Raw genomic sequence first — 24,916 nt, 5'->3', positions numbered from 1 at the left:
TGGGTAGGTCCGGACAACTCCGGATCCCAAGCGTGCAAACTGCGCAACCACAGGAGGACCTCCGTGCCCAGATCTGTTGCCGACCACCGTGCCGCCGTGGTGGAGCTGCTCACTGCCCAGTTGGTGGGCCGGACCCAGCAGGCCGGCAGGGCTGCCGTCCAGGACCACGGCAGCGAACCCGTCCCGTTGCTTGAGGCGCTCGGCCGCGCGCTCGCCGTCGACCTCCACGCCCCGCGCTCCCTGCCGCCTTTCGACAACTCCCAGATGGACGGTTTCGCCGTCCGGACCTCTGATCTTGCCGAAGGCGGTGCGGTGCTGAAAGTGGCAGCTCCGATCCCGGCCGGCGCGGCCCCCGAAGCGCTGCAGCCCGGCTTTGCGGTGCCCATCATGACAGGCGCCATGATCCCGGAGGGTGCCGATGCGGTCGTGCCCATCGAGAAGGCGGTCCCGAACACGTTCCCTGCGCCGGGTGCCGACGACGCCGAGGTCCGGCTTCCGGCCACGGCTCCCGGCACGTTCGTCAGGAACGTGGGCAGCGACATCACCGAGGGCCAACTCGCCCTGGCAGCCGGCACCCAGCTGGGCCCGGCCCAACTGGGATTGCTCGCGGCGTTCGGACTGACCACGGTGGACGTGCGGCGGCCCGTCCGCGTCCTCCTCGTGACCACGGGCGACGAAGTGGTTGAACCGGGGCAGTCCCTCACTGCAGGGAAGATCTTCGATTCCAACGGCACGCTGCTGGAAGCCTCCATGCGGCAGGCCGGCCTCCAGGTGGTTCGGACGGGGATCTCGGACGACCATCCGGAGTCGCTCCTCGCGGTCCTTCGCGGGCACGCCGCGCAGGTGGACCTGATTGTCACCACAGGTGGCGTCAGCAAGGGGGCCTACGAGGTGGTCCGCCAGGCCCTCGCCGATGACGACGTCGACTTCGTGCCGGTAGCCATGCAACCCGGAGGCCCGCAAGGCATTGGCCGCTTCCAGGGCGTTCCGTTCCTGGGCTTCCCGGGCAACCCGGTCAGTTGCCTCGTCTCATTCGAAATGTTCCTGCGCCCGGCACTGTCCCAGGTCCTGGGAACCCCGGCGCCGCGACCGGTCCAACACGCCCGCCTCTCGGCAGGCCTCACGTCGCCGGACGGCAAGCACCAGGTGCGGCGCGGCAGGCTTTCCGACGGCGTGCTCCGCATGGAGGGTGGCGCCGGCTCACACCTGGTCCATGCCTTGGCCCGCTCCAACGCCCTGGTCCAGATCCCGGCGAACGTCACGGAACTGCCCGAAGGGGCCGAAGTGGAAGTATGGGTATTGTGAACCACCTTTCCAACGAGCCGGGCGAGCTGACGCATCTCCGGCAGGATGGGACGGCCCAGATGGTGGACGTCTCCCACAAAGCAGTAACCACCCGCGAAGCCACGGCCACGGCGACCGTCCGCAGCACCCCGGAGGTGCTTGCCCTGCTGGGCTCGGGCGGCCTTCCCAAGGGTGATGCGCTGGCCGTTGCCCGCGTGGCCGGAATCATGGCGGCGAAAAAGACTCCGGAACTGATCCCGCTCTGCCACCCCCTTCCGATTTCCAAGGTCACCGTCGACTTTGAGCTGGACCGCGCGTCAGTGACCGTCGTGGCGACGGTGAAGACCCGTGGGGTGACCGGCGTCGAAATGGAAGCACTGACTGCCGCGTCCGTGGCCGCCCTGAGCGTGTACGACATGATCAAGGCCGTGGACAAGCACGCCGTCCTGACAGACATCCATGTCCTGGCCAAGAGCGGCGGTAAGAGCGGCGACTGGAACATCACCGGACAGGGCGTCGCAGCCGAGCAGGAAGGTGCCGCTGAATGAGTGCGTGCGAGCCGAACGCCCACGGACCGCGGAAGGCCGGCGTCGTCATAGCCTCCACGCGGGCGGCGGCAGGAATCTACCGCGACGAGACCGGGCCAGTCATCCTGGACTGGCTGGCGGAGCACGGTTTCGAGACGTTCCCCGCCATGGTTGTCCCTGATGGCGAGCCGGTGGGCGCAGCCCTGCGTGCCCTGCTGACCCAGCAGCCCGCCGTCGTGATCACCAGCGGCGGTACGGGCCTCAGCCCTGACGACCGCACGCCGGAAATGACCTTGCCGCTCCTTGACCGGGAGATTCCGGGAATCATGGAGGGAATCCGCAGGGCAGGTGCCGCAAAAACGCCCATGGCAATGCTCAGCCGCGGCCACGCCGGGGCGGCCGGACAAACGTTCATCGTCAATCTGCCGGGCTCTCCAAAGGGCGTCATGGACGGCCTGGCCGTTCTCGATCCGCTGATCGGACACCTATGCGAACAATTGGAAGGAAGCCATGCCCACTGAAACAGACTTCGAAGTAGTCAGCGCCGTGCTCAGTGCCGAGCCGATCTCCGTTGACCAGGCGATCGCCGCCGTCGAATCGGAAACCTCCGGTGCGGTGGTGAGCTTCAGCGGCGTGGTGCGCAACCACGACGCCGGCAAGGCCGTGGACCGGTTGAGCTACAGCGCCCATCCCACCGCGCACCGCACCATGACCGAGGTCGTGGCACAGTTGGTGGCCGAACATTCCGGGGAAGCCTCGCAGCCGGTGCGCATCTGGGCAGCCCACCGGATCGGCACGTTGGAAGTGGGCGATCCCGCACTGGTGTGCGCTGTTGCCGCCGCCCACCGTGGACAGGCTTTCGCAGTCTGCTCCGAACTCGTGGACCGGATCAAAGCGCAGGTTCCCATCTGGAAGGAACAATTTTTCAGCGACGGCACCGTCGAATGGGTGGGCGCCGGGGAGTAACGGTTCCTGGGCCTGCCCGCCCCGACGGTAGGCTTAAGGGCATGACCGAACAACTTGCCGTAGCAGTGCTGGGCGCCCACGGGCGCATGGGAATCGAGGCCGTGAAGGCAGTCGAAGCCGCCGAGGATATGACGTTGGTGGCTGCCCTCGGCCGCGGTGATTCCCTGGAGACGCTGCTCGAGGCAGGTGCGCAGTACGTGGTTGACCTGACGGTTCCTGACACCACCGAGACCAACGTCCGCTTCGCCGTTGAGCACGGCATCCACGCCGTTGTGGGTACCACCGGCTGGGACGCCCAGCGTCTGGAATCGCTGGGCGAACTGCTGGAACAGAAGCCCGGTACCGGTGTCCTGATCGCTCCCAACTTTGCCTTGGGATCCGTCTTGGCATCGGCCTTTGCCGCCAAGGCGTCGCAGTACTTCGAATCCGTCGAAATCATCGAACTGCACCACCCGAACAAGGTGGATGCACCTTCCGGTACTGCCGTTCGCACCGCGCAGCTTATTGCCGAAGCACGCCAGGAAGCAGGCGTCCCGGCCAGCCCTGACGCCACCGAATCCGAGCTGGATGGTGCGCGGGGCTGCGACGTGGAAGGCGTGCGTGTGCACAGCGTCCGTCTTCGCGGCCTGGTGGCGCACCAGGAGGTGCTGTTCGGCGGTCCGGGTGAACAGCTGACGCTTCGCCACGACTCCTTGGACCGGGCGTCGTTCATGCCCGGCGTGCTGCTTGGGCTACGGAAAGTCGCCGCGCACCCCGGACTCACCGTGGGGCTGGACGGCTACCTTGACCTGGGGCTTTAGCACCATGGGCAATTTATGGCAGGCGTTGAAGAAGAACCGCACCAAGATCTGGGTCGGTGCGATCACGCTGCTCCTGGTGCTGTACCTGGTGGTTTCGCTGCAGCGGTCGCTGCTGTTGCTGGGCGATCCGAGCCTCGTTGCCAAGGGGATCGGCGCCGCGTACCTGGTGTTGCCCGTTATCGGTGCCTGGGCGCTGATCCGGGAACTGCTGTTTGGTGCCCGTACTGAGCAAATGGCCAAAGTCCTTGAATCCGAAGGCGGCCTTCCGGTCGACAACCTGCCGCGGACACCCGGCGGCCGGATCGTCCGCGCCGCAGCGGACGCTGAATTCGAAAAGTACAAGGCCGAAGCCGAGGCAGCTCCCGAAGACTGGCGCTCCTGGTTCCGGCTAAGCTGCGCGTACGACGCCTCGGGGGACCGGAAACGCGCCCGTGCCTCCATGCGCGACGCCGTTAAGCTGTTCCGCTCTCAGCCCACCGCGGCGGGGCGGTAGCTGCCCAGCCGCGACGCTTGGTGGGCGAGCCACTCAAGGGGCCCGCGACGCCGCAGCACGGCAAAGCATCCGCCCACGGCCACTGCCGCCAAGGCCTGGACCCAGTACATTCCTTCGTCCGTCCAGCCTGCCGGCAGGGGGTTCCCGGTAAGACCCGAAACAACCCAGACATGGGCTGTGTACAGGGTCAGGGTCATGGCTCCAGGGCCGCTGAGGACCACAAGGAAGTTGACCTTGATGCGCTCGGCCACCCTGCCGAGGAGGAGGAACAGGCCGGTGACGGCTGCTGCGACGCCGCCGGTGTGCAGCAGGTCCAAGGTGGTTCCCGCGTGCGGCGCCGCAGTGGCAAGCCACCACCAGGAGCCGGTTTGCTGGAGCCCCGTGAGGTTGACCTGCAGCATGCTTTCCAAGGGGTAGCCGCGGGTTTGCGGGAGCGCCTCCAACGCAGCGCGGCCGCCCCATGATTCCATGGCAGCTGTTCCCGCGAGATTTGCTGCCACTGCCGCTGCCGTGCCCACGCCCACCAGCAACCATTGGATTCGTACGGCTTTGAGGGCGAGGCGGCCGATGACCAGGCCAATCAGCAGGTACGCCATCCACTGGAACACGGGGTAATAGCCGGTGAAGAAGAGATCCGCGAGGAGTTTGCCGGGAGTTTCGAGGTCGTCGGTGCCTGGGTTGTGACCCAACTGCAGGGGCGGGTTGGCCTCCAAGAGAAGCGGGCGGACCAGATAGGCAAGGACAGGCGCGGCCAGTAGCCAGCCGGCGGCCCAAGAGCACAGCGCCTTCAGCCGAAGGCCCAAGAACGGCAGGATGCACAGGAACAGCACGGCGTAGTGGACCAGGATGATGGCGATATTGACGTCGAGGCCGCCGAGCATCAGCCCGACGACGGCGATCACCAAGGCCCGCATGGCGACGCCGCGCCGCGCAGCCCAGAGTCCGGCACCCTCCCGGGGCTCCTGTTTGCCTGTGGAGAGCGCCAGGCCAATGCCTGCGAGGACGGCGAACAAAGCCGAGGAGCGCCCGGAAAACGTCAAGCCAACCCACGTGGGTGCCCAATCCGGCGCCGGCCCGAACGTTGGTACCAGGTGGGTTGCCATCATGCCCAGGAGTGCCGCGCCCCGTGCCGCATCGATCCCGGTGAGGCGGGTGGAGAGCGTGCTTCCGCGGGGAGATTCCCGGGATGGGGCCGTCTCTCGCCTGGTCATGAAGTGATCGTCTCATGGGCTGCTGTGAAGGTGCTGTGCCGGCGGTGGGATGGTTTGGGTGGACAGCCACCCTTGTTTTTCGAAGATATGTTCGAATAATATTGCCGCATGAACAACGCTCCAAGATCCTCGGATGGCCTGGCTGGTCCCATGAAGGCGATCAGCCCCGGCGTGGTGGACTTCCTGTTCAGGCAACTCGTTGCCGGCGAGCCGCCCGAGGATGTCCAGTGGCGTCGCGAGGGAGTGGTGCTGGGGGAGCAGGCGCCCGGCGCGGAGTTGGCCCGGCGCCTGGCTGAAACGGACCTCGAAGCCCTCACCCCGCTCGAACTCTTTGAGTATGTGCGGGCATCGCAGCGGCTCGTGGCGTGGGCCGAACAGCTCAAGGAGCGGGCTGTCGCGCACTACTGTGCCGAGGAGCCGGGGCGGCGGACCGTCCGCCCGGCCTCCACCTCATGACGACCATCACGCGGACCGTATTCCCGTAACCCGTGCGGGACAGGGTAACGTTTTTCCTATGTCTGACTCCCGCGCCCACATTCCCGCTCTTGGTACCCTGCTGACCGCCATGGTCACCCCGTTCACCGAGGACGGCAAGGTCGACTACGACCAAGCCGCGGCGCTGGCAGAAAAGCTCGTTGCCGATGGCTGCGACGGACTCGTGGTCACAGGTACCACCGGTGAGACGTCCACCCTTACCGACGACGAGAACATCGGCATGTTCCGTGCCGTCAAGGAAGCGGTCGGCGGCAAGGCCGCGATCATTGCCGGTACCGGCACCAACGACACCGCACACTCCGTCCACCTCTCCCAGCGTGCCGCTGAGGTGGGCGTCGACGGCCTCCTGATCGTCACCCCCTACTACAACAAGCCAAGCCAGTCCGGTGTGCGCGCGCACTTCGAGACCATTGCGTCCGCCACCGACCTCCCGGTGATGCTCTACGACATTCCCGGCCGCTCCTCCATCCAGATTGCTCCCGAGACCATGATTACCCTGGCCAAGCACCAGAACATCGTGGCCGTCAAGGACGCCAAGGCCGACTTCGCCGCCGCCACCCGCGTGATGGCCGAGACCGACCTCGTGTTCTACTCCGGAGACGACGGACTGACGCTGCAGTGGATGGCGCTCGGTGCCGCAGGCCTGGTGGGGGTAACCACGCACGTGGCGACGCGCCGCTTCCGCGAACTGATCGACGCGGTCAACGCGAACGACCTCGCCACGGCAAGGGCCATCAACTTTGAATTGGAGCCCGTGGTTCGCGCAACCATGACCCGGGTCCAGGGCGCAGTAGCCGCCAAGCAGATTCTCAAGTGGCAGGGAGTCCTGCCCAACTCGGTTGTCCGTTTGCCTCTCGTGGAGCCGGACCAGGCCGAGATCGACACCATCCGCGGGGACTTGGCGGAAGCCGGAATGGACTTCAACGTCTAGGACGGTTCCGCCGGAAAGTAGCTGAATATGACCCAAACCGCCCTTCCTGGACTGGTTACTCCGCCGAAGCTGCCGCAGGGCACGTTGCGGATTGTTCCGCTCGGTGGGCTGGGGGAGATTGGCCGCAACATGGCGGTCTTCGAGATCAACGGCAAATTGCTGGTTGTCGACTGCGGCGTGCTCTTTCCGGAAGAGACGCAGCCCGGAGTGGACCTGATCCTGCCTGATTTCTCGTACATCGAGGACAGATTGGACGACGTCGTGGGCGTGGTGCTCACGCACGGCCACGAGGACCACATCGGTGCTGTACCGTACCTGCTGCGCCTCAAGGCAGATATCCCGCTGATCGGTTCCCAGCTCACCCTTGCCCTGGTGGAAGCCAAGCTGCAGGAACACCGGATCAAGCCCTACACGCTGACCGTGACCGAAGGCCAGGTAGAGCAGTTCGGTCCCTTCGAGTGCGAGTTCGTGGCCGTCAACCACTCCATCCCCGACGCCCTGGCCGTGTTCCTCCGTACCGAAGGCGGAACGGTCCTCCACACGGGCGACTTCAAGATGGACCAGCTGCCGCTCGATGGCCGGATCACCGACCTTCGGCACTTTGCCCGGCTGGGTGAAGAAGGAGTGGACCTTTTCATGGCCGACTCCACCAATGCCGATGTTCCCGGTTTCACCACGGCGGAGAAGGAAATCGGTCCCACGCTGGACAACCTCTTTGCCCAGGCGAAGAAGCGCATCATTGTGGCTTCCTTCTCCTCGCACGTGCACCGTGTCCAGCAAGTCCTGGATGCCGCGGCCAAGCATGGCCGCAATGTCGCTTTCGTGGGCCGCTCCATGGTCAGGAACATGGCGATTGCCGCCAAGCTCGGATACCTGGACGTACCGCCGGGCATCCTGGTGGACATCAAGAACATCGACGACCTGCCGGACAACCGCGTGGTCCTGATGTCCACCGGTTCCCAGGGTGAGCCGATGGCTGCGTTGTCCCGCATGGCCAACGGAGACCACCGCGTGGTGGTGGGGCAGGGCGATACCGTCATCCTTGCTTCCAGCTTGATCCCGGGCAACGAAAATGCCGTGTTCCGCATCATCAACGGACTACTGAAGCTCGGCGCAGCCGTGATCCACAAGGGAACTGCCAAGGTCCACGTGTCCGGCCATGCTGCCGCCGGAGAACTGCTCTACTGCTACAACATCCTTGAACCGCTTAACGCCATGCCCGTGCACGGGGAAACCAGGCACCTGATCGCCAACGGCAGGATCGCCGAAGAATCCGGCGTTCCCACCGAGGGCATCATCCTCAGTGACAACGGCACGGTCATTGACCTCAAGGACCACAAAGCGGACATCGTGGGCCAGGTGGAAGTGGGCTTCGTCTACGTGGACGGCTCCAGCGTCGGGGAGATCACGGACGCGGACCTCAAGGACCGCCGCATCCTGGGCGACGAGGGCTTCATTTCCGTCATCACGGTCATCAACCGCACCACGGGCAAGATCGTTTCCGGCCCGGAGATCCACGCCCGCGGCGTGGCGGAGGACGATTCCGTGTTCGACGAGATCATTCCCAAGATCAATGCCGCCCTCGAAGAAGCCGTGCTGAGCCACGCCGACCACACCAACCACCAGTTGCAGCAAGTGGTGCGCAGGGTCATCGGCACCTGGGTCAACCGGAGGCTGCGTCGCCGCCCCATGATCATCCCGGTGGTCCTGGAGGCCTGACCTTCCAGCAACATGCACCCCGAAGAGGGCCTGAAATCCGCGGATTTCAGGCCCTCTTCGGGTAGCGTGGCAAACATGGCGACCCGTACTTCCTCCACGCCACGAGGCAGCTCCAGCAATAAATCCGGCACCGGCCGAGGCGGAGCTGCAAGCAAAAGCACCGCAGCCCGGAACGGCCGCGGCGGTTCCGCGCGGGGAAAGCAGGCCGCCGTCGAGCCCCATGCGCCGCTGCCGGTCCGGATGCTCTCCGGTGCCTGGCAGGGCATCGGCCACGTGGTGGGCGCCGGCGTCCGCCGCATCGGTTCGGACGTCAGCGATCTCGATCCCGAGGACCGCCGTGATGGCGCCGCGCTCTTCAACCTCGTCCTGGGCATAGCAATTGCCACCTTCGCGTGGTGGGGCTGGACCGGCTGGCTTCCGGACGTCGTGTACAGCGTGGTCAACGGCACCCTCGGGTGGATGTCATTGCTGCTTCCCTTCATGCTCTTTGTCTGCGCCTTCCGGCTGTTCCGTAAGCCGCAGGACGGCCGGGGCAACAACCGCGTAGGCATCGGCTTCATGGTCATGACGTTTGCCGGCTCGGCCCTGGCCCACGTCATCGGCGGCCAGCCCACGGTGGCCGACGGCTTCGACGGCCTGCGACGGGCAGGGGGAATGCTTGGTTTCCTCGCCGCGGCTCCGCTGGCGGCGATCCACGTGGCCGTTCCGGTCCTCATCTACAGCCTGCTGGCCTTCATTTCCTTGCTGATCGTCACGGCAACACCTTTTGGTGCCATTCCTTCGCGGATCCGTACCGGGTATGAGCACCTGATGGGTGTTGACCTGGAAGAGGCCCGTTCCGGCCAGGATGCGCACGACCGCAGCTACCTCTATGGCGGGGAGCCGGAGGCGAAGCCCAAGAAGAAGCGCACGCGGCTCTTCGGCAAGGACGAGGAGTCCGAGGCAAAGCTTGAAGGCTACGTCGGGGACGAGGCCTTCGAACACGCAATAGTGGACGACGACGAGAATCCAGCGCCGTCCGCACCGCGCGTACCGCCGGGGGTGCGCCGCCCGACGCAGGCGGAGATCGCCGTCGGGAAGATCAAGGCAGCCCAGGGACTCGGCGCGGCACCGGGCCTGGACAATCCCACCGAAGCCATCCCGGTCCTGACACCGGAAATGACCACCCCCGTGGCCCAGGTACCGGCCAAACCGGCCGGAGCGCCTTTGCCCCAGGCACCCATCCCGCAGCGCACGGAACAGCTGTCCCTGGCCGGGGACGTGACGTACACCTTGCCTGCCTCGGACTTCCTGACACCGGGTTCCATTCCGAAGGAGCGCACGGAGGCCAATGACGCCGTCGTCGCAGCCCTGACCGACACCCTGACGCAGTTCAATGTGGACGCCTCGGTGACCGGCTTCAGCCGCGGACCCACCGTCACCCGGTACGAGATCGAGCTGTCCCCGGGAACCAAGGTGGAACGCGTCACGGCGCTGTCCAAGAACATCTCCTACGCCGTGGCCTCCAGCGATGTGCGCATCCTGAGCCCCATCCCCGGGAAGTCGGCCATCGGCATCGAGATTCCCAACTCGGACCGCGAGACCGTTTCCTTGGGCGACGTCCTGCGGAGCCAGAATGCCCGCCGCACGGACCACCCGATGGTCATGGGCGTCGGCAAGGACGTGGAGGGTGGCTACGTGGTGGCCAACCTCGCCAAGATGCCCCACCTTCTGGTGGCCGGTGCCACCGGTGCCGGTAAGTCGAGCTTCGTGAACTCCATGATCACCTCGCTCTTGATGCGCGCCACGCCGGACGAGGTCCGCATGGTCATGGTGGACCCCAAGCGCGTTGAGCTGACTGCCTATGAGGGCGTTCCGCACCTTATTACGCCCATCATTACCAACCCCAAGAAAGCTGCCGAGGCCCTGCAGTGGGTGGTCCGGGAAATGGACGCCCGCTACGACGACCTCGCCAACTACGGCTACAAGCACATTGATGACTTCAACAAGGCTGTTCGTGCCGGCAAGGTCACGCCACCGGTGGATTCCAAGCGGGTCATCAAGCCCTACCCATACCTCCTGGTGATCGTGGACGAGCTCGCGGACCTCATGATGGTGGCTCCGCGCGATGTCGAAGACTCGATTGTCCGCATCACGCAGCTGGCCCGTGCCGCCGGTATCCACTTGGTCCTGGCCACCCAGCGTCCGTCCGTGGATGTGGTCACGGGCCTCATCAAGGCCAACGTGCCCTCCCGCATGGCCTTTGCCACCTCCTCCGTCACGGACTCCCGCGTTGTACTGGACCAGCCGGGTGCCGAAAAACTCATCGGCCAAGGTGATGCCCTGTTCCTGCCGATGGGCGCGTCCAAGGCCATGCGCGTGCAGGGTGCCTGGGTATCCGAGTCGGAAATCCATAAAGTGGTGGAGCACGTCAAGGGGCAGCTCCAGGCGGTCTACCGGGACGACGTCGCAGCCGAGGCGCCGAAGAAACAGATCGACGACGACATCGGAGACGACCTCGAGGTCCTGCTCCAGGCCACCGAACTCGTGGTCACCACGCAATTCGGTTCCACCTCGATGCTCCAGCGCAAGCTCCGTGTTGGCTTCGCCAAGGCAGGCCGGCTGATGGACCTGCTGGAGTCACGGGGCGTTGTGGGTCCGTCCGAAGGATCCAAGGCCCGCGATGTCCTGGTCAAGCCGGACGATCTCGCTGCCGTCCTGGCGGCGATGAAAGGTCAGGAGGCGCCTGCTGCGCCGGACGCCCAGACGGCGGCCCTGAGCGACAACGCGAACGCGAACATCGCCGCGGGCGGTTATGCCGAGGACCTGGTAGCGGCGGACCTCGACAACCGGACACAGGCGATCGACTACTACGATGGCGCCGATGGTTCCGATGACGATGAGGGCGGCGAAGACGCCTGGTCGCTCACTGGCCGCTGATCTCCAGACGGTAGCCTAGAGGGGTGACTACAGCCGAGGGCGACAACGCCACGTCGAGCGGTTCCGATCTTTGGAACCTGCCCAACATCCTGACGATGCTACGCATTGTCCTGGTTCCTTTCTTTGTCTGGTTCCTGCTTGCCGACGACGGTCAGCACGGATGGTGGCGCTGGGCGGCGGTGGCCGCGTTCGCCGTCGCGATCTATACGGACAAGCTCGACGGCGACATCGCACGGGCGCGCGGCCTCATCACCAATTTCGGCAAGATCGCCGATCCCATTGCGGACAAGCTGCTCATTGGCTCCGCCCTGGTTCTGCTCTCTGTGCTGGGGGAGTTGCCCTGGTGGGTGACCATCCTGATCCTGGTGCGAGAGTGGGGGATTACCGCGCTGCGTTTCGTCGTGATCCGCTACGGCGTGATGCCTGCCTCCCGCGGCGGAAAACTGAAGACGGTGGTCCAGACAGTGGCGATCTTCCTCTACACCCTTCCGCTCAAGGCCATTGCGCCGTGGCTGGTCGATGTTGCCTTCTGGGTGATGATGGTCGCCTTGGCCATCACGTTGTGGACCGGCGTCGAGTACGTGGTCCAGGCACTGAAGCTCCGCGCCGCCGGACGCCGCGCATGAGCACGGCCCCCACCGCGGGCGCCGCGGCTGAAACCGCGACGGCGGCAGTTGCCGAAGCGATCGAACGGCACCTGACGGTGGCCACGGCCGAGTCCTTGACGGCTGGAATGGTGGCGGCCACGTTGGCAAATACGCCGGGTGCATCCGGGATGCTCCAGGGGGGTGTGGTTGCCTACCAGAACTCCGTCAAGGCGGCCGTCCTCGGAGTATCCCGGGAGTTGTTGGCGGCAGTTGGTTCGGTGGACGGCGAGGTCGCGGCGGCCATGGCGGAAGGAGCCCGCCGGGCGTGTGGGGCCGACGTCGGAATTTCCACCACCGGGGTGGCGGGGCCGGATCCGCACGACGGCAAGGCCGTTGGCAGCGTCTTCATTGGCGTTGCCACGGAAGCCGGCAGCCGGTGGTTTGAATACTCCTTTTCGGGGGACAGGCAAGATATCAGGGAACAAGCGTGCACGGGTGCCCTGGAGCGGTTGCTTACCGCCGTACGCGGGCTTGGTTACCGTTCGTAAAGTAGCCGGGAACAAAAACTGATTGCCAATAGTTGTGTCATTGTGTCGCTTCGGAATGGCCGGGGCGCCTAGGATGGAGAAACCAACCCCGGTCCGCCAGCCAGCGGACCGGAAGAACGAGGGAGCAAGGCGATACAGATGGTAAAGCAGCCCGTATCCGTGAACGGCGTTGTCCGCTGGAAGGATGTGGGCTTGGCTGATCAGGCACAGAGCGAACAGAAGGAGCGCAAAATGGTTGTACTACGCCACGAGATCGGTGATGTACTGCGCGATGTCCGCCAGCGTCAAGGCCGTACCCTTCGTGAGGTCTCACACAGCGCCCGTGTTTCGCTGGGCTACCTGAGTGAGGTTGAACGAGGCCAGAAGGAGGCTTCTTCCGAGCTCCTGTCCTCGATCTGCACCGCATTGGACGTTCCGTTGTCCAGCATGCTCCGCGAAGTCAGCGACCGCGTTGCAGTTGCCGAGGGCGTCGCTGTTCCGGACACCGTTCCGCAGGAGTTCTCCCAGCGCTACGGTCGCGATCTCGATCTCACAGACGATTTCGGCCAGGGCATGCTCTCCGGAGCCCGGTAACCAAGCCACCAAGATCACTGAAAAGGTCCCCAGCCGTTTGGCTGGGGACCTTTTCTTCGTCCTAGTCCGTGGCTTCGCCCGGCTCGTTGTCCTTGAGGGGAACCTCCCTGAGGAGGGGGTCGCTGTAGACGGCGTTGAGGCGGCCCATGTAATCGGCCAGGGTCTTGACGTCTTCCAGCGGCCATTCGCCGAGCCTTTCGCGGAAGACCTGCCGGCGCGCGTCCTGCACCTGGTGCATTTTCTCTTCGCCCTTGTCCGTCAAACGGATGGACTGTGCCCTGCCGTCCTGCGGGTCCGCTTCCTTGTAGACCAGGCCGATGCCTTCCAGGAAGGCGATCTGCCGGCTCACTGAGGGCTTTCCGACGCCAATGCAGGTTGCCAGGTCCGTCAGCCGGATGGGACCCTCGCGGCGGATAATGGTCAGCAAGCCATAGGCGGCCGGTTCCATGTCCGGGTGGACCTGGCGGGACAATTGATGCGAAATCGAGCGGGCGCGGCGCCAGAGCAGGCTCAGCTGGTGTTCCACCTGCTGAAGGGCGTCGTCCACGTCGTCACTGGCAACGGCCGGAGCGGGCGCGCTGGGAAGAGGATTGCTCATGGCAACCATTCTAAGGTCCGGCAAGCATGAGAGACTCTATCCGTGAGGGCGAGTGACTTCTGGCGATTGATGGACGACGAATTCGGCGCGGGCTATTCCCGGGTCCTTGCAGGCTCCCTTGTCCTGGCAGGGGTCGGGGGGCGGACTGCGGTTGACGCCCTCGCCGCGGGATTCCCTCCCCGCGAGGTCTGGATCGCGGTCTGTGATGTCCAGGACGTCCCCCTTGAACGGCGGTTGGGCAGGGACATCAAGCCCATCAGCTAGGCGGACACCGTGGGTCCGGCTGATGACACGCCGCAGTGTTGTTCGAATATCTGTTCGGATGGGGATATGCTCCTGTGAGAGGAAAATTGATCCTGAGCGGCGATTTCCTACGCAGTCCGCAGCTGTTTTCCACATAGGCAAAAGCGGGCTGCACAAAATGTCAGGGCCCCGTAATAGCGTCAGACATGACAAGGAAAGCGGCCGTTCAGGCCACTCCACAGCGAGAAAGCATCAGAGGTGTGAACCATGGCGGCAACCCCGGATCGTGAGAAGGCGCTTGAAGCAGCGCTTGCCCAGATCGACAAGCAATTCGGCAAAGGCTCCATCATGCGCCTGGGTGACGATACCCGGGCTCCCATTGAGGTCATTCCCACCGGCTCCATCGCCCTGGACGTGGCCCTCGGTATCGGCGGGCTGCCACGCGGCCGTGTCGTAGAGATCTACGGTCCTGAATCCTCGGGTAAGACCACCGTTGCGCTCCACGCCGTAGCCAATGCCCAGCGCAATGGCGGCATTGCGGCCTTCATCGACGCCGAACACGCCCTGGACCCTGATTACGCCGCAAAGCTTGGCGTGGACACGGATGCCCTGCTCGTTTCGCAGCCGGATACCGGTGAACAGGCGCTGGAGATCATGGACATGCTGGTGGGCTCCGGCTCCCTGGACATCATTGTCATCGACTCCGTGGCCGCGCTCGTTCCGCGTGCGGAAATCGAAGGCGAGATGGGTGACTCGCATGTAGGCCTCCAGGCCCGCCTCATGAGCCAGGCCCTGCGAAAGATCACCGGTCGCCTGAGCCAGACCAAGACCACCGCCATCTTCATCAACCAGTTGCGCGAAAAGATCGGCGTGTTCTTCGGGTCGCCGGAAACCACCACGGGTGGCAAGGCCCTGAAGTTCTACGCATCCGTCCGCATCGATGTCCGCCGCATCCAGACGCTCAAGGAAGGCGCGGACTCGGTGGGTAACCGCACCAAGGCCAAGATCGTCAAGAACAAGATGGCCCCGCCCTTCAAGGTCGCTGAGTTCGACATCATCTACGGCCAGGGCATTTCCCGCGAGGGTGGCATCATCGACATGGGTGTTGAGCACGGCATCATCAAGAAGTCCGGCTCGTGGTTCACCTACGATGGCGACCAGTTGGGCCAGGGCATGGAGAACTCGCGCCGGTTCCTGCGCGACAACCCCGAGCTTGCCCAGGAACTGGAGCGCCTCATCAAGGAGAAACTGGGCGTTGGCGTCAAGCCCGAAGAGGACACCCCGAAGCTGAAGGCCGTTGACGGATAGGTTCGGGCCGGACCCGGATTCGCCCATCGCGGACGATCCCGAGCCAGACCCCGAGTCCGTGGCGCGTGCCATCGTCCTGCGTCAATTGACCATGGCGCCGCGGAGTCGGCTTCAGCTGGCGCGTAAACTGGCGGAGCGCAAGGTTCCCGAGGATGTCGCCGAAGCCGTTCTGGACCGCTTCGAAGAAGTGCAACTCATTGATGACGCGGAGTTTGCCCGAATGTGGGTCCGCAGCCGTTCCCAAAGCAAGAAGCTTGCCAAGGGTGCTCTGCGTCGGGAGCTTTCGGACAAAGGCATCGATTTGGACCACGCAGAAGAGGCCCTGTCCCAGCTCAGCGATCAGGATGAAGAGCGGGCTGCGCGGGAGCTCGTTCAGCGTAAGCTCAGGCCCGGACTTGATCTTGCGGACCGTGCCGAGCGTGACAAGTACACCCGGAGGCTTGCCTCCATGCTGGCGAGGAAGGGCTACGCACCCTCACTCGCGTTCAGGATCGTCGGTGAGGTACTGGACGAAGCCGGTACCCTTGAGTAGTGAGTTTGACCATTCCTTCCCCTTCAGCAGATTCAGTGCAGCCCTCCCTTGAGCCGCGGACCTATCAAGTCCGGACTTTTGGCTGCCAGATGAACGTCCACGATTCCGAGCGCATGGCCGGACTCCTGGAGGACGCCGGGTACGTGCCGGCTGAAGGTGAGCTTGCCGACGTCGTGGTGTTCAACACCTGCGCGGTGCGCGAGAATGCGGACAACAAGCTTTACGGGAACCTCGGGCAGTTGCGCCAGGTCAAGGCCGCCAACCCGGGAATGCAGATTGCGGTCGGCGGGTGCCTGGCCCAGAAGGACCGGGAAACCATTGTCCGGAAGGCGCCGTGGGTGGACGCCGTGTTCGGAACCCATAACGTCGGGGCACTCCCGGCCTTGCTAAACAGGGCACGCCATAACAACGAGGCCCAGCTGGAAATCCTCGAGTCACTCGATGTTTTCCCTTCCACGCTGCCTACCAAGCGTGATTCCGTGTATTCGGGGTGGGTCTCCATTTCCGTTGGCTGCAACAACACTTGCACTTTCTGCATCGTGCCGTCCCTGCGTGGCAAGGAGAAGGACCGACGCCCCGGTGAAATCCTTGCGGAAATCCAGGCTCTGGTGGACGACGGCGCTGTTGAAGTGACGCTGCTGGGCCAGAACGTGAACTCCTACGGCGTGGAGTTTGGCGACCGCCTGGCCTTCTCCAAATTGCTCAGGGCCTGTGGTGACATCGAAGGCCTGGAGCGTGTCCGCTTCACCAGCCCACATCCTGCGGCGTTTACCGATGACGTAATTGACGCCATGGCAGAAACACCCAACGTCATGCCCCAGCTGCACATGCCGCTGCAGTCCGGTTCGGACAAGGTCCTCAAGGACATGCGCCGCTCCTACCGGTCCAGCAAATTCCTCGGCATCCTGGACAAGGTCCGTGAACGGATCCCCAACGCTGCCATCACCACGGACATCATTGTGGGTTTCCCCGGCGAGACTGAGGAAGACTTCCAGGCCACCCTGGACGTCGTGGAACAGTCCCGGTTCGCTTCGGCCTTCACTTTCCAGTACTCCAAGAGGCCAGGCACCCCCGCTGCCGATCTTCCCGAACAGTTGCCCAAGGCCGTTGTCCAGGAACGCTACGAGCGGTTGACGGCACTCCAAGACCGGATCGCTGCCGAGGAGAATGCCAAACAGCTCGGCCGCAGCGTCGAAATCCTCGTGACGGCGCAGTCGGGACGCAAGGCGGAGGAGACGCATCGGCTGTCCGGGCGTTCCAAGGACCAGCGGCTGGTGCACTTCTCGGTGCCCGAAGGTTCTGAGTCGCCCCGGCCCGGTGATTTCGTCACCGTAACCATCACCGAGGCCGCTGCCTTCCACCTGGTGGCCGATCCCGCCGGACCCGCGGAGTACGTCCTTCGCCGCTCCAGGGCGGGGGACGCATGGGATCGTGCGCAGGCTGACAGTTGTGGGGTTCCTGCCCCGGGCGCCGGCAGTGCGAAGACCGGCGTGTCGCTGGGCATGCCGGCCATTCCTGTCCGCCGCTGAACCGGGCTTGGCAGATCATGCACCCTGAAGGGCCGGATACGTCGGCGCTGCCCGTGATTGCGGTTGTGGGTCCCACCGGTTCGGGCAAGTCGGACCTTGGCGTTGAGCTTGCCCTCGCGTTGGACGGTGAAGTCATTAATGCCGATGCCTTGCAGTTCTACCGTGGCATGGACATCGGTACGGCCAAGGTTACCGTGGACGAACGCAGGGGCGTGCCGCACCATTTGCTGGACACCATGGACGTCACCGAGGAAGCCAGCGTGGCCGGTTTCCAGGCCGAATGCCGGCGGACCATCCAGGACATCCATGCGCGCGGGAAGCGTGCCATCATGGTGGGCGGCTCGGGCCTGTATGTCCGTGCGGCACTGGACGTCCTTGAATTTCCGGGTACGGACCCGGTGATCCGCCAGCGGCTGGAAGCCGAGTGTGCGGCCACCGGCTTGTCCCCGCTCCGAGCGCGCCTGGAAGACGTCGATCCGGTCTCGGCGGCCAGGCTGGGTGACGCCCGGCGGGTGATCCGGGCCTTGGAAGTCCACGAACTCACCGGACGGCCCTTCAGTTCCTTCATGCCCCAACGCGAGTACTTCCAACAGGCAATCCAAGTGGGACTCTCGGTGGACCGGGACGTTCTTCGGGACCGGCTGGCGGACCGCGTCCACCGGATGGTGGACGCGGGTCTCCTGGACGAGGTGGAACGGTTGGACGCGGCAGGCCTGCGGCAAGGCAAGACGGCATCGCGTGCCTTGGGCTACGCACAGTTCCTGAAAGTGCTGGATGGCCACGCCGGCATTCCCGAAGCGGTTGAGGAAACAATCGTCGCAACGAGGCAGTTCGCCCGGCGGCAATTGACCTGGTTCCGGGCGGACCCGCGGATCCACTGGCTGGACTGGCAGGACCCGGCCCTCGTTGCGAAAGCCGTGGCACTCACCAAAGCCGCGTGATTTCTGGCCGAAGAGCACGGCAGGTAGCCTAGGTTCATGGATCAGACCACCGCAGTTTCCGCCCCGCAGCCCGTTGCTGCCGAGGCCACCTTGCCCCAAGCCAAGCTGTCTGGCCTGGCCTTTTCAAAGGGCCACGGAACCGGAAACGACTTTGTGCTGATCGCTGACCCCGGGGCCATCCACGAGATCACCCCGGACCAAGTGGCACAGCTGTGCGACAGGCACCGCGGCATTGGCGGAGATGGACTGATCCGGGCCGTGCCGTCCCGCGATCTGCCCGAAGGCCGCGCCCTGCTGGAGCAGGATTCCTCGGCGGAATGGTTTATGGACTACCGCAACGGCGACGGTTCATTGTCCGAGATGTGCGGCAACGGCGTTCGGGTCTTCGTCCACTTCCTCATTGACCAGGGCCTGGTTGAACTTGGTCCAGGACAAGCCCTGACCATCGGAACCCGTGGCGGTATCAAGAAGATCGTCCGCTCGGACAACGGTTACGCAGTGGACATGGGCCCGTGGGAGTTCATCTTCCCGGCCGAGGCCACCTCCAAGGCCATGGATGCCCTGGTGAGTGCGGACGGACTCGAGGTGGCCCGCCCTGGCCTTTCGGTCAGCATGGGAAACCCCCATACCGTGGTGGCACTGGCCGAACTGTCTGAATTGTCGGCCACGCAGCTTTTCAAGGCTCCCGTGGTGGATCCGAAGCCCGCCAACGGCACCAACGTGGAGTTCGTCGTCCCCGCGGAGCCACTGGTCCACGACGGCTTCGGATCAATCACCATGCGGGTTCACGAGCGTGGCGTAGGTGAAACCCAGTCCTGCGGCACCGGGGCGTGTGCAGCCGCCGTCGCCATTCGCCACTGGGCAGGAAGCACCGCGCCGAACGCGTGGCACGTCAACGTTCCCGGCGGCGTGGTGGACGTCAAGTTCTTCCCGGGGCCGGATGGCCGCGAGCACGTTGAACTCAGCGGCCCAGCCGTCATTGTCGCTAAAGGGACGCTTTCCTGACGCGAAGGATCCTGAAGGACTTGGAGGTGCTTTCACGGGACACCGTGAAGGACTTGTCCAATTCGGCCGCCAGCCATCGCTGCAGGGAGTCCGAGCCCAGGTTCTTCTGGACCACCAACCATGCGTTGCCACCCGGCGCCAGCCTGGGCAGCCAGGTCAGCAGGAGTGAGTGAAGTTCGTCCTTGCCGATCCGGATGGGCGGGTTGGACCAGATGGTGGAAAACTCGACGTCGGCGGCAACTTCGTCGGGAAGGCTCGCCTTCACATTGCCCAGCCCAAGCGAAGCCGCGTTCTCGTTGGTCAAGGTGATGCAGCGTTCGTTGACATCCACGGCATACACCTGCGCGGACGGTGCCATCAGCCCCATGGTCAACGCAATCGGACCCCAGCCGCAGCCGATATCCAGCAGGTTTCCGCGGGGCGAAGGCGGCGGCACGTCAGCGAGCAGGATTGCCGTTCCCTTGTCTATGCCGTCCGGACTGAAAATCCCGGAGGAGGTCTGCAAGTGCCGGGTGGCTCCGGCCAGTTCCACCGTCAAAGCCTTACGTGTGAAGGGACCGGCGGGTTGGGCGCTGAAATAGTGTGCAGACTCCATAATTTGCCAGATTAGTTGGCGATCGGCGCCTTGGGAAACTGCAGCCCGGAAGGGCCGGTTTGACACGGGATGCTACTGTGGAAGGCATGTTCTTGATCTTTGAGTAATCAGCCCATGGCTCTGCCCGCGATGCAGGACCGCGCTGCCGAATCACTTTCCGTGACCAGCGCCGCCCCTTCCGCCCGGCAGGTTCCCCGGCTCAGTCCGCTTCCCTTTCCGGGGTTGCGGGCGCTCAGAAGATCGAGTCACCATCCGACACCATGCTCCGTTGACCCGGCCTGGCTGCTTTCAGGCTTGACCGGCTTGCGTGAGAGCAACCGGAAAGCATGGGCAGTCTTCAGCCGGACCGGACCTCTGCGCGGATCCAACCGCCACCACCCACCAGCCAGGCCAGCCGGACGCCACCCGGCTGCCGGCCACGCTCCAGGAGGCCCTTTTGGCCCAAGCACGTCAGCCCAGCGCGAATACCGACGCGCCGCACAGCAAACAGCATTATTCTGGAATTGCCGAACAGTCTAAGGAGACCATGACCACCCAGAAGCACTCCGGATCCGATTCCGACGCCCAGGACATGAGTCCTGAAGAGATCCAGGCCGTCATCGACCGGATTCTGTCCAAGGACGTACCAGCGCAGGCATCCGGGGATCCTGACGCCAAGGGCGTTCTTGGCAAGGCCCAAGCGATCTCCACGCTTGACCAAGAGCACAGCATTTTCGACGGCGAGCAGGAAGACCTTGCTGAACGCCGCGCGCTCCGCCGGACGGCAGGCCTTTCCACGGAACTCGAGGATGTCACCGAGGTTGAGTACCGGCAGCTGCGCCTTGAGCGCGTAGTCCTTGCAGGCCTTTGGACCGAGGGCACCTTGGCCGATGCCGAGAACTCCCTCCGTGAGCTCGCAGCGCTTGCCGAGACCGCCGGTTCGGAGGTGTTGGATGGACTGGTCCAGCGCCGCACCAAGCCTGATCCCGGAACGTTCCTTGGTTCGGGCAAGGCCCAGGAACTCAAGGCGATCGTCGCCTCCACCGGCGCCGACACGGTGGTGGTGGATACCGAGCTTTCGCCGTCCCAGCGGCGTGGCCTGGAGGACATCGTGAAGGTCAAGGTTGTTGACCGGACAACGTTGATCCTGGACATCTTCGCCCAGCATGCAAAGAGCCGTGAGGGCAAGGCCCAAGTGGAACTGGCCCAGCTGGAGTACCTGCTCCCCAGGCTCCGTGGTTGGGGTGAATCCATGTCCCGCCAGGCTGGTGGCCAGGTGGGTGGTGCAGGGGCCGGCATGGGTTCCCGTGGTCCCGGTGAAACCAAGATCGAACTCGACCGCCGGCGTATTCGTACACGGATGGCCAAGCTGCGTCGGGAGATCGCCGCGATGAAGCCGGCGCGCGAAACCAAGCGGGCCAACCGCCGTCGTAATGCCGTTCCTTCCGTTGCGATCGCCGGCTACACCAACGCCGGCAAGTCCTCACTGCTCAATCGCCTCACGGATGCCGGTGTCCTGGTGGAGAACGCGCTGTTCGCCACGCTGGATCCCACGGTCCGGAAGGCCCAAACGCCCGACGGCATCGGTTACACCTTGGCCGATACTGTGGGCTTCGTCCGCTCGCTGCCCACACAGTTGGTGGAGGCGTTCCGTTCAACGCTTGAGGAAGTGGCCGATTCCGACCTGATCCTGCACGTCGTTGATGCCTCCCACCCTGATCCCGAAGGTCAGATTGCCGCTGTGCGGACGGTCTTCAGCGAAGTCGACGCCCGGAAGGTTCCGGAAATCATCGTCCTGAACAAGGTGGATGTGGCGGATCCGTTCGTCGTTGAGCGCCTCAGGCAGAAGGAACCGCGCCACGCCGTGGTTTCCACCCGTACGGGGGAGGGCATCGCCGAACTCCTGGAGACCATCAGCCAGTCGATCCCGCGGCCGGGCGTCCGCCTGGAGGTGCTCATTCCCTACAACCGCGGGGAGATGATCAACAAGCTGCACAACTCCGACGCCGAAATCCTTAGCCTTGAGCACGAGGAAAACGGCACGCGCGTGGTGGCGATGGTCCGCGAGGGCCTGGCTGCCGAGCTGGAGTCGTTCGTCAGCAATGGTTGAGAAGGTGGCGGCGGAACCTGCTGCGTCGGTGGGGGAGAAGTTCACCCTCGAGTTGTTGGACAAGGCTGTAGCAGGCATGGGCGGCCAAAGCCGCACAGGCCAGCATGAAATGGCCAAGCACGTTACCCGGGCCATCGAGTCCGGGGAGCACCTGCTGGTCCAGGCGGGAACGGGAACAGGTAAGTCGTTGGCTTACCTGATCCCGTTGATCGCCCATTCCATGGACAGCAACAAGCCCACCTTGGTGTCCACCGCCACCTTGGCCCTCCAGACGCAGATCGTGGGGAGGGACCTTCCCCGTCTGCTGGAGACCATCAACCCGGCCCTGGAACGGCCCGTGAACGTGGCACTCGTCAAGGGCCGGGCCAACTACGTGTGCCTGCAAAAGCTCGAGGGCGGGTTTCCCAGCGAAGAACCTTCCGAGGGGCAGCTTTTCTCCCTCGGAGAGGACACCAGCGTTCCGCACTTCGCCGCATCGCTGGGCGGACCGTCGTCGCAACTGGGCAAGGAAGTGGTGCGGCTGCGCGAGTGGGCGGAGAAGACCGCCACGGGCGACCGCGACGAACTGATGCCGGGCGTGACAGACCGTGCATGGCGCCAGGTTTCAGTTACCTCGATGGAATGCCTGGGGGCGCAGAAGTGTCCCATGGCGGAAGAATGCTTCAGCGAGCAGGCACGCGCCCGGGCGGCGGAAGCCGATGTGGTGGTCACCAACCACGCAATGCTCGCCGTGAGCGCCTTTGAGGGACTGGCAGTCCTTCCGGAGTACGACGTGGTGGTGGTGGACGAAGCCCACGAACTCCAGGACCGGGTTACCGGAGCCGTTTCCGGCCAGTTGTCCGTGGCCATGATCCATGCTGCTGCCTCAAGCGCACGCAAGCACACGGCCATCACTGTCGATGCCCTGAACGCGGCCGCGGACCGGCTGGACATGGCTCTTGTTGGTGTTCCAAGCGGCTTGGTGCCCAACGGCCTCAACGACGAACAACTTGATTGCCTGGACCAGCTCCGGGACGCCACCAGGGCAGCATTGTCCGATTCGAAAACGGATTCGTCGAACGCCGTGGACGGCGGACGCCAATTGGCCCGCTCGCGGCTCATGCTCATTCTGGAACTGTCCGAGCGGTTGCTGGCCGCGAAGGAAAACAGGGAGGTGGTGTGGTTCTCCAGGAACAGCACCTTCGATCCCCAGCAGGGCTACTCGCAGCCTGATGAAACAGCTCCCGCCCTCATCAATATTGCTCCCTTGAGCGTGGCCGGACGGCTCCGGGAAGGGCTGTTTGCGGGCCACACAGTGGTTCTGACGTCCGCCACGCTGGCCATCGGGTCTGCCTTCGAACCGGCCGCGGGCGGGCTGGGCCTGTTGGGGGACGGAGCTCCCAGCTGGACGGGCCTGGATGTGGGATCGCCCTTTGACTATCCGAAGCAGGGCGTCCTCTACGTGGCCAAGCACTTGCCCAAGCCCGGACGCGGAACATCGCCCGAAGCCCTGGACGAGCTTGAGGACCTCATTCGTGCCTCCGGCGGGGGAGCGTTGTGCCTGTTTTCTTCCCGGCGTGCAGCCGAGGAAGCCGCAGACGCCATGCGGCTGCGGCTCGATGTGGACATCCTGTGCCAAGGGGAGTCCACCATGGCAGCGCTGGTGAAGCAGTTCGCCGACGAACCCGATACGTGCCTTTTCGGCACCATGTCCCTGTGGCAAGGGGTAGACGTGCCGGGTGGCTCCTGCCGACTGGTGGTCATTGACCGGATCCCTTTCCCACGGCCCGATGATCCCCTGATGACGGCAAGGTCCCGTGCTGTGGCCCAATCCGGTGGAAACGGGTTCATGGCCGTATCCGCGACCCATGCCGCTATCCGCTTGGCGCAGGGAGCAGGGCGGCTGATCCGGTCAACGGGAGACAAAGGCGTGGTGGCGATACTCGACTCGAGGCTTTCCACCGAAAGGTACGGCGGTTTCCTGCGGGCTGCCTTGCCACCCTTCTGGGCCACGACGGACCGGAAGATCGTCCAGGGCGCCTTGGAAAGGCTGGCCCGGACCGGGCGGTAAGAAGATTCTTCGGGGGTGCCCCGCCACGGCTGGCGCGGGCGGCCCTGAAGCAGTGTGTGCTGACTAAAGGGAGCGCAATACAGACACGACTTTGCCCATGATGGTGGCCTGATCGCCGAGGATGGGCTCGTATTGGGTGTTCTGGGGGAGAAGCCAGGTGTGGCCGTCGCGCTGCCGGAATGTCTTGACCGTGGCTTCGTCGTCCAGGAGGGCGGCCACGATGTCGCCGTTGATGGCGTCGTTTTGCCGGCGGACAACAACCCAGTCGCCGTCACAGATGGCGGCATCGATCATTGAATCGCCGGCGACCTTCAGCATGAAGAGTTCGCCATGGCCCACCAACTGCCGGGGGAGGGGGAGGACGTCCTCCACGGTCTGGTCGGCCAGGATCGGGCCACCGGCAGCGATGCGGCCCACCAAGGGAACCAGCGCAGTGTCGCTGGCACTTGCCAGCTCCGTTACGGCGAGGCCGCCCGTACTGCGCAATGTTGCGGGGGCTTCCACGCCCGGGATGGTGGCACCGCCGTCAAGGGTCAGTGGCATGAGGACTTCCATGGCGCGAGGACGCTTGGGGTCCCTCCTGAGGTAACCGAGCTTTTCCAGTTGGGACAGCTGGTGGGTGACGCTGGAGAGGCTGGCCAATCCCACCGTATCCCCGATTTCGCGCATGCTGGGCGGGTAGCCGTTCTCATTGACGGAGCGCTGGATGGTTTCGAGGATCTTCTTCTGACGGACAGTCAGGCTTTTGGGACTTTTGGTGGGCTGTTGGCTCCGCAGGGGTGCCCCGCCGCCTGTGGCCTTTGCTGCCATGTTCGCCATTGCCCTTCCGTTCCGCCCGGCGGCGTTCTGAGTGTTGCCGGGATGTGGGTCCAAAAATGTCAGACCCTCCTGATGCACTGCTTTTGTGCCTGATTCTTCACTCAAACGTAGGCCAGGCACCAGCGTTTATCAAACATTTGTTCTAGCGAGTCTC

25 protein-coding genes are annotated in these 24,916 nt (G+C 64.5%); 21 read left to right on the top strand and 4 right to left on the bottom strand.

Going from position 1 to position 24,916, the window contains the following annotated elements; genetic code table 11:
* Positions 1–63: 63 nt before the first annotated feature.
* From glp to ACIPV6_RS13225, 6 genes are read left to right on the top strand one after another with little or no spacing between them, the layout of a single operon-like run.
* Positions 64–1,305 carry a gephyrin-like molybdotransferase Glp gene (glp, locus tag ACIPV6_RS13250; RefSeq protein ID WP_400271323.1) on the top strand — a complete coding sequence of 414 codons (1,242 nt, stop codon included), beginning with the start codon at positions 64–66 and terminating at the stop codon, positions 1,303–1,305.
* Entirely contained in the window at positions 1,293–1,832 is a 540-nt protein-coding gene (moaC, locus tag ACIPV6_RS13245) for a cyclic pyranopterin monophosphate synthase MoaC (RefSeq protein WP_400271322.1), read from the top strand. The genes glp and moaC overlap by 13 nt, the downstream gene beginning before the upstream one ends.
* Entirely contained in the window at positions 1,829–2,332 is a 504-nt protein-coding gene (locus ACIPV6_RS13240) for a MogA/MoaB family molybdenum cofactor biosynthesis protein (RefSeq protein ID WP_400271321.1), read from the top strand. The genes moaC and ACIPV6_RS13240 overlap by 4 nt, the downstream gene beginning before the upstream one ends.
* A complete protein-coding gene (locus ACIPV6_RS13235) occupies positions 2,322–2,777 on the top strand; it encodes a molybdenum cofactor biosynthesis protein MoaE (protein WP_400271320.1) in 456 nt (151 codons plus the stop codon). The genes ACIPV6_RS13240 and ACIPV6_RS13235 overlap by 11 nt, the downstream gene beginning before the upstream one ends.
* A 41-nt stretch (positions 2,778–2,818) precedes the next feature.
* Positions 2,819–3,577 carry a 4-hydroxy-tetrahydrodipicolinate reductase gene (dapB, locus tag ACIPV6_RS13230; protein WP_400271319.1) on the top strand — a complete coding sequence of 253 codons (759 nt, stop codon included), beginning with the start codon at positions 2,819–2,821 and terminating at the stop codon, positions 3,575–3,577.
* 4 nt (positions 3,578–3,581) lie between these two features.
* The gene (locus ACIPV6_RS13225; RefSeq protein ID WP_400271318.1) at positions 3,582–4,070 is read left to right on the top strand and encodes a hypothetical protein; all 489 of its coding nucleotides are present in this window, start codon (positions 3,582–3,584) and stop codon (positions 4,068–4,070) included.
* On the opposite strand, the gene ACIPV6_RS13220 is transcribed toward ACIPV6_RS13225, so the two are convergent.
* Positions 4,046–5,281 carry a heparan-alpha-glucosaminide N-acetyltransferase domain-containing protein gene (locus ACIPV6_RS13220; RefSeq protein WP_400271317.1) on the bottom strand — a complete coding sequence of 412 codons (1,236 nt, stop codon included), beginning with the start codon at positions 5,279–5,281 and terminating at the stop codon, positions 4,046–4,048. The two genes, ACIPV6_RS13225 and ACIPV6_RS13220, sit on opposite strands and share 25 nt — an antisense overlap.
* A gap of 108 nt (positions 5,282–5,389) precedes the next feature.
* On the opposite strand from ACIPV6_RS13220, the gene ACIPV6_RS13215 reads away from it, so the two are divergent.
* The 7 genes from ACIPV6_RS13215 to ACIPV6_RS13185 all read left to right on the top strand — a co-directional run bounded on the left by ACIPV6_RS13215 (position 5,390) and on the right by ACIPV6_RS13185 (position 13,053).
* Positions 5,390–5,737 (top strand): hypothetical protein, encoded by a 348-nt coding sequence (locus ACIPV6_RS13215; RefSeq protein WP_400271316.1) that lies wholly within the window; start codon positions 5,390–5,392, stop codon positions 5,735–5,737.
* Between the two features lie 58 nt (positions 5,738–5,795).
* On the top strand, positions 5,796–6,707 hold the full coding sequence (gene dapA / locus ACIPV6_RS13210) for a 4-hydroxy-tetrahydrodipicolinate synthase (protein ID WP_400271315.1): 912 nt from the start codon (positions 5,796–5,798) through the stop codon (positions 6,705–6,707).
* Between the two features lie 27 nt (positions 6,708–6,734).
* Positions 6,735–8,426 carry a ribonuclease J gene (locus tag ACIPV6_RS13205; protein WP_400271314.1) on the top strand — a complete coding sequence of 564 codons (1,692 nt, stop codon included), beginning with the start codon at positions 6,735–6,737 and terminating at the stop codon, positions 8,424–8,426.
* Between the two features lie 75 nt (positions 8,427–8,501).
* Complete coding sequence (locus tag ACIPV6_RS13200) at positions 8,502–11,345, top strand: DNA translocase FtsK (RefSeq protein WP_400271313.1); 2,844 nt, start codon at positions 8,502–8,504, stop codon at positions 11,343–11,345.
* Positions 11,346–11,368: 23 nt separating this feature from the next.
* Complete coding sequence (gene pgsA / locus ACIPV6_RS13195) at positions 11,369–11,971, top strand: CDP-diacylglycerol--glycerol-3-phosphate 3-phosphatidyltransferase (protein WP_400271312.1); 603 nt, start codon at positions 11,369–11,371, stop codon at positions 11,969–11,971.
* Complete coding sequence (locus tag ACIPV6_RS13190; RefSeq protein ID WP_400271311.1) at positions 11,968–12,480, top strand: CinA family protein; 513 nt, start codon at positions 11,968–11,970, stop codon at positions 12,478–12,480. Before pgsA ends, ACIPV6_RS13190 begins: the two co-directional genes overlap by 4 nt.
* Positions 12,481–12,618: 138 nt before the next feature.
* Positions 12,619–13,053 (top strand): helix-turn-helix domain-containing protein, encoded by a 435-nt coding sequence (locus ACIPV6_RS13185; RefSeq protein ID WP_021472656.1) that lies wholly within the window; start codon positions 12,619–12,621, stop codon positions 13,051–13,053.
* A gap of 61 nt (positions 13,054–13,114) precedes the next feature.
* On the opposite strand, the gene ACIPV6_RS13180 is transcribed toward ACIPV6_RS13185, so the two are convergent.
* On the bottom strand, positions 13,115–13,651 hold the full coding sequence (locus ACIPV6_RS13180) for a MarR family winged helix-turn-helix transcriptional regulator (RefSeq protein WP_400271310.1): 537 nt from the start codon (positions 13,649–13,651) through the stop codon (positions 13,115–13,117).
* Positions 13,652–13,693: 42 nt separating this feature from the next.
* Here ACIPV6_RS13180 and ACIPV6_RS13175 point away from each other — a divergent pair, with 42 nt between their 5' ends.
* The 6 genes from ACIPV6_RS13175 (at position 13,694) to dapF (ending at position 19,209) form a co-directional block, all read left to right on the top strand.
* Positions 13,694–13,915, top strand: coding sequence for a DUF3046 domain-containing protein (locus tag ACIPV6_RS13175; protein ID WP_397324021.1), 222 nt, complete (start codon positions 13,694–13,696; stop codon positions 13,913–13,915).
* A 246-nt stretch (positions 13,916–14,161) separates the two neighbouring features.
* Positions 14,162–15,202, top strand: a complete 1,041-nt coding sequence (gene recA / locus ACIPV6_RS13170) for a recombinase RecA (protein ID WP_364160281.1) — start codon at positions 14,162–14,164, stop codon at positions 15,200–15,202.
* Entirely contained in the window at positions 15,192–15,734 is a 543-nt protein-coding gene (locus tag ACIPV6_RS13165; RefSeq protein WP_400271309.1) for a regulatory protein RecX, read from the top strand. Before recA ends, ACIPV6_RS13165 begins: the two co-directional genes overlap by 11 nt.
* Positions 15,734–17,263, top strand: a complete 1,530-nt coding sequence (gene miaB, locus ACIPV6_RS13160; protein ID WP_400271308.1) for a tRNA (N6-isopentenyl adenosine(37)-C2)-methylthiotransferase MiaB — start codon at positions 15,734–15,736, stop codon at positions 17,261–17,263. The genes ACIPV6_RS13165 and miaB overlap by 1 nt, the downstream gene beginning before the upstream one ends.
* Positions 17,264–17,280: 17 nt before the next feature.
* A complete protein-coding gene (miaA, locus tag ACIPV6_RS13155) occupies positions 17,281–18,204 on the top strand; it encodes a tRNA (adenosine(37)-N6)-dimethylallyltransferase MiaA (RefSeq protein ID WP_400271307.1) in 924 nt (307 codons plus the stop codon).
* Between the two features lie 36 nt (positions 18,205–18,240).
* Positions 18,241–19,209, top strand: a complete 969-nt coding sequence (dapF, locus tag ACIPV6_RS13150; protein ID WP_400271306.1) for a diaminopimelate epimerase — start codon at positions 18,241–18,243, stop codon at positions 19,207–19,209.
* Here dapF and ACIPV6_RS13145 read toward each other — a convergent pair.
* Complete coding sequence (locus ACIPV6_RS13145; protein ID WP_400271305.1) at positions 19,190–19,804, bottom strand: class I SAM-dependent methyltransferase; 615 nt, start codon at positions 19,802–19,804, stop codon at positions 19,190–19,192. The two genes, dapF and ACIPV6_RS13145, sit on opposite strands and share 20 nt — an antisense overlap.
* Positions 19,805–20,330: 526 nt before the next feature.
* On the opposite strand from ACIPV6_RS13145, the gene hflX reads away from it, so the two are divergent.
* Entirely contained in the window at positions 20,331–21,893 is a 1,563-nt protein-coding gene (gene hflX, locus ACIPV6_RS13140) for a GTPase HflX (protein ID WP_400271304.1), read from the top strand.
* Positions 21,886–23,943 carry an ATP-dependent DNA helicase gene (locus tag ACIPV6_RS13135; protein WP_400271303.1) on the top strand — a complete coding sequence of 686 codons (2,058 nt, stop codon included), beginning with the start codon at positions 21,886–21,888 and terminating at the stop codon, positions 23,941–23,943. The genes hflX and ACIPV6_RS13135 overlap by 8 nt, the downstream gene beginning before the upstream one ends.
* 63 nt (positions 23,944–24,006) lie before the next feature.
* Here ACIPV6_RS13135 and lexA read toward each other — a convergent pair whose 3' ends face one another.
* Positions 24,007–24,753 (bottom strand): transcriptional repressor LexA, encoded by a 747-nt coding sequence (gene lexA, locus ACIPV6_RS13130; protein ID WP_397324085.1) that lies wholly within the window; start codon positions 24,751–24,753, stop codon positions 24,007–24,009.
* Between the last annotated feature and the right edge of the window lie 163 nt (positions 24,754–24,916).

Origin of the sequence: Paenarthrobacter sp. NPDC089988, assembly GCF_044748465.1 — a bacterium.
Taxonomy (GTDB): Bacteria; Actinomycetota; Actinomycetes; order Actinomycetales; family Micrococcaceae; genus Arthrobacter.
This window is presented reverse-complemented; position numbering and strand designations above follow the sequence as displayed.

Bases quoted from the DNA above. Each gene is read 5' to 3' on its own strand.
- moaC (WP_400271322.1), top strand. From the start codon at position 1,293: ATGGGTATTGTGAACCACCTTTCCAACGAGCCGGGCGAGCTGACGCAT.
- ACIPV6_RS13240 (WP_400271321.1), top strand. From the start codon at position 1,829: ATGAGTGCGTGCGAGCCGAACGCCCACGGACCGCGGAAGGCCGGCGTC.
- ACIPV6_RS13235 (WP_400271320.1), top strand. From the start codon at position 2,322: ATGCCCACTGAAACAGACTTCGAAGTAGTCAGCGCCGTGCTCAGTGCC.
- dapB (WP_400271319.1), top strand. From the start codon at position 2,819: ATGACCGAACAACTTGCCGTAGCAGTGCTGGGCGCCCACGGGCGCATG.
- ACIPV6_RS13225 (WP_400271318.1), top strand. From the start codon at position 3,582: ATGGGCAATTTATGGCAGGCGTTGAAGAAGAACCGCACCAAGATCTGG.
- ACIPV6_RS13220 (WP_400271317.1), bottom strand. From the start codon at position 5,281: ATGACCAGGCGAGAGACGGCCCCATCCCGGGAATCTCCCCGCGGAAGC.
- ACIPV6_RS13215 (WP_400271316.1), top strand. From the start codon at position 5,390: ATGAACAACGCTCCAAGATCCTCGGATGGCCTGGCTGGTCCCATGAAG.
- dapA (WP_400271315.1), top strand. From the start codon at position 5,796: ATGTCTGACTCCCGCGCCCACATTCCCGCTCTTGGTACCCTGCTGACC.
- ACIPV6_RS13205 (WP_400271314.1), top strand. From the start codon at position 6,735: ATGACCCAAACCGCCCTTCCTGGACTGGTTACTCCGCCGAAGCTGCCG.
- ACIPV6_RS13200 (WP_400271313.1), top strand. From the start codon at position 8,502: ATGGCGACCCGTACTTCCTCCACGCCACGAGGCAGCTCCAGCAATAAA.
- ACIPV6_RS13190 (WP_400271311.1), top strand. From the start codon at position 11,968: ATGAGCACGGCCCCCACCGCGGGCGCCGCGGCTGAAACCGCGACGGCG.
- ACIPV6_RS13185 (WP_021472656.1), top strand. From the start codon at position 12,619: ATGGTAAAGCAGCCCGTATCCGTGAACGGCGTTGTCCGCTGGAAGGAT.
- ACIPV6_RS13180 (WP_400271310.1), bottom strand. From the start codon at position 13,651: ATGAGCAATCCTCTTCCCAGCGCGCCCGCTCCGGCCGTTGCCAGTGAC.
- recA (WP_364160281.1), top strand. From the start codon at position 14,162: ATGGCGGCAACCCCGGATCGTGAGAAGGCGCTTGAAGCAGCGCTTGCC.
- miaA (WP_400271307.1), top strand. From the start codon at position 17,281: ATGCACCCTGAAGGGCCGGATACGTCGGCGCTGCCCGTGATTGCGGTT.
- dapF (WP_400271306.1), top strand. From the start codon at position 18,241: ATGGATCAGACCACCGCAGTTTCCGCCCCGCAGCCCGTTGCTGCCGAG.
- ACIPV6_RS13145 (WP_400271305.1), bottom strand. From the start codon at position 19,804: ATGGAGTCTGCACACTATTTCAGCGCCCAACCCGCCGGTCCCTTCACA.
- hflX (WP_400271304.1), top strand. From the start codon at position 20,331: ATGACCACCCAGAAGCACTCCGGATCCGATTCCGACGCCCAGGACATG.
- ACIPV6_RS13135 (WP_400271303.1), top strand. From the start codon at position 21,886: ATGGTTGAGAAGGTGGCGGCGGAACCTGCTGCGTCGGTGGGGGAGAAG.
- lexA (WP_397324085.1), bottom strand. From the start codon at position 24,753: ATGGCAGCAAAGGCCACAGGCGGCGGGGCACCCCTGCGGAGCCAACAG.